We start from the raw sequence: 3375 nt of genomic DNA, 5'->3' as shown, positions 1-3375 counted from the left end.
CTTCTATTCATATTTCCGAATACGAACTGGAAGTGCGGGATACCAAGCTGGGCGAGGAAGAACTTACGCCCGATATTCCAAACGTGTCAGAAGAAGCTACCAAAGACCTGGATGAGCATGGTATTATTCGTATCGGAGCACAGGTTAAGGAAGGTGATATCCTGATCGGTAAGATCACACCAAAAGGAGAAAGCGATCCTACACCGGAAGAGAAGCTGCTTCGCGCCATCTTCGGTGATAAGGCCGGTGATGCAAAAGATGCATCTCTGAAAGCACCGAATGGCGTAGAAGGGGTGGTAATCGACAAAAAACTGTTCCAACGCGCCAAGAAAGACAAGAATGCAAAAGTTCGTGAAAAAGCGGCGCTTGAAAAAGTTGAAAAAGTACACGAAAAGAATACCGCCGATCTTCAGGAAGTATTGCTGAGTAAGTTGCAGACTTTGTTGAAGGATAAACCATCTGCCGGTGTTAGCAATAACTTCGGTGAAATGCAAATTGGTAAAGGGGCTAAGTTTACTGCCAAGAACCTGGCAGGACTTGATTTCCTGAATATCAATCCGCTGGGATGGTCGGGCGATGAAAAAATCGACAGCCAGATCAATATCCTTTTACACAATTACAGTATCAAGTACAACGAAGAACTTGGTCGGTATAAGCGCGAAAAGTTCAATATCAGTATTGGTGACGAATTACCTGCAGGTGTATTGAAACTTGCTAAAGTATACCTGGCTGTTAAGCGGAAGCTTAAAGTGGGTGATAAAATGGCGGGTCGCCACGGTAACAAAGGTATCGTAGCTAAGATTGTACGTGCAGAAGACATGCCGTTCCTGGAGAATGGTGAGCCGGTTGATATTGTACTGAATCCGCTGGGTGTACCTTCCCGTATGAACCTGGGACAGATCTATGAAACCGTACTGGGATGGGCTGGTGAACAATTGAACGTACGTTTCGCAACGCCGATTTTTGATGGTGCTACCACCGAAGAAATTGAAGCACATTGTAAAGATGCAGGTATCCCAATGATGGGGCACACTTACCTTTATGACGGTGAAACCGGCGATCGTTTCCACCAGAAAGCTACGGTGGGTATCATTTACATGATCAAGCTGCACCACATGGTGGATGATAAAATGCACGCCCGTTCAATCGGACCATACTCTCTTATTACGCAACAGCCATTGGGTGGTAAAGCACAGTTCGGTGGTCAGCGTTTCGGTGAAATGGAAGTTTGGGCACTTGAAGCATACGGTGCATCAAATATCCTGCAGGAATTGTTAACCATTAAGTCTGATGATATCATTGGTCGGGCTAAGACCTATGAGGCAATCGTTAAAGGTGACAATATTCCAAGAGCCGGTGTTCCTGAATCTTTCAATGTATTGATTCATGAATTGAGAGGACTTGGATTAGACCTGAAATTCGATTAAAATAATCGTTGCATAAATTAATCAGAGGGTACCTTATGGTACCCTCTTTTTTTTTATTTTAGAAAGGATAAAAAAATGAATATGGCCATTAAACTATTGATTCGAAGATGGACGGAAATTGTGCCTTTTTTAGCTCTTTTATTGTACCTGCTGATACCTGAATCCTATCCAGGATGGTATAATCTCGTACTTATCGGGGGCCTTATCAGTGCCGTATTGGTGGCCGTTCACCATGCTGAAGTTGTAGCACATAAAGTTGGAGAACCCTTTGGTACGCTTGTATTGGCTATTGCCGTTACCACTATTGAAGTAGCCCTGATCGTTTCATTAATAATGGCAGGTGGGCCAGGCACGGAAACGCTTGCACGGGATACAATTTTTGCCGCCGTTATGGTGATATTAAATGCTATCACCGGCCTTTGTTTGCTGGTAGGCGGGCTACGGCATAAAGAACAAAGTTTTGGCCTGGATGGTATGAGCGCGAGCCTGGTAGCATTACTTACCATTAGCTTTCTAACCATGGTACTGCCGAATTTCACCACCACGCAAACCGGGCCTACCTATTCTACTACCCAATTGATATTCGTTGGCATTGTTACACTGATCATTTACCTCAGTTTTGTATTTGTTCAAACGGTTCGTCACAGGGATTATTTTCTGCCGGCAATAGGAGAAGAGGACAGTGAAGTACATGCAGCTCCGCCAAGCACCAAAGCCTCTGTTATTTCCCTGGTATTATTGCTGTTATCGCTGGTAGCCGTGGTACTGCTGGGCAAATCTTTATCACCCGTAATTGAATCAACGGTTTCTGACCTGGGCGCTCCTAAAAGTTTGGTCGGAATTATCATAGCAATGGTAGTACTTATGCCCGAGGGGCTGGCTGCATACCGCGCGGCTATCAATAACCGGCTTCAGACAAGCCTGAATCTTGCACTCGGCTCTGCCCTCGCCAGTATAGGCCTTACCATACCCGTAGTGGCTGGTGTATCTATACTGATGGATTTTGACCTGGTACTGGGAATCGATGCAAAATCAACGGTATTGCTGCTTTTGTCCCTGCTGGTTGTAATGATGTCTCTCAGAACGGGGCGAACCAATGTTTTACAGGGAATTGTGCTGGTTCTTTTATTTTTTGTATACCTTTTCGTTACCATTTTTCCCTGATCAAGTTGTAAATTCCAGGTATTCCATTTTACTATATGAAAAGAATAACACTACTGCTATTTTGCCTTGCGGGCACAGGTTCGTTATTGGCGCAATCCAAAAGGCCACTGAGGTCTTCTGATATTTATCGTACCAAAACCATCTCCAGCCCCCAGGTGTCCCCCGACGGCAATTGGGTACTCTATCAGCTTCGATCGATCGATAGTGCAAAGGATAAATCCAGTTCAGATCTTTGGATGAGCAGTTGGGACGGCAAGGATTCCTGGCAACTGACCTATGATGCCGCTAACGAATCATCTCCCAAATGGAGCCCGGATGGCCAATACATTTCTTTCCTTGCAAAAAGGGCAGGTGATGAAAATGCACAGGTTTACCTGCTTCCTACAAAAGGCGGTGAAGCAAAAAAACTGACAAAGGTGAACGGTTCCATAGGTGACTATGAATGGACCCCTGATAGCAAAAAGCTGGTAATAAGTATGCAAGATCCTGACTATTCAGATACTGCGTCCTCCAAAATCCGAAAACCCTATGTAATTAGTCGCTATCAGTTTAAACAAGACCGGGAAGGTTACCTGGATAGTTCCGCTGCCCACCTTTATCTCATGGATCTGGGTACCGAAAAACTGGATACGCTGACCAAAGGCGTTTATTCAGAAACCCAACCCGCTGTTTCGCCCGATGGCAAATGGCTGGCATTTGTAAGTAACCGAACCGAGGTTCCGGATAAAAATGATAATTCGGATATCTTCCTGATGGAATTAAAACCAGGAGCAACCGCATACCC

General features: G+C 45.0%; 1 protein-coding gene and 2 pseudogenes. All 3 read left to right on the top strand.

The annotated features are described in order from the left end of the window. Positions 1–1427 (top strand): annotated as a pseudogene (gene rpoB, locus A1D16_RS19835) (DNA-directed RNA polymerase subunit beta); the annotation flags it as partial. An 81-nt stretch (positions 1428–1508) separates the two neighbouring features. Beyond that, positions 1509–2591 (top strand): ionic transporter y4hA, encoded by a 1083-nt coding sequence (locus A1D16_RS19830; RefSeq protein ID WP_290712771.1) that lies wholly within the window; start codon positions 1509–1511, stop codon positions 2589–2591. Positions 2592–2626: 35 nt separating this feature from the next. Beyond that, positions 2627–3375 (top strand): annotated as a pseudogene (locus A1D16_RS19825) (S9 family peptidase); the annotation flags it as partial.

This window comes from Flavihumibacter sp. CACIAM 22H1, assembly GCF_001601815.1.
Classification (GTDB): domain Bacteria; phylum Bacteroidota; class Bacteroidia; order Chitinophagales; family Chitinophagaceae; genus Flavihumibacter.
This window is presented reverse-complemented; position numbering and strand designations above follow the sequence as displayed.

Excerpts from the sequence above, each read along its gene's own strand:
- A1D16_RS19830 (WP_290712771.1), top strand. The coding sequence starts at position 1,509 with ATGGCCATTAAACTATTGATTCGAAGATGGACGGAAATTGTGCCTTTT.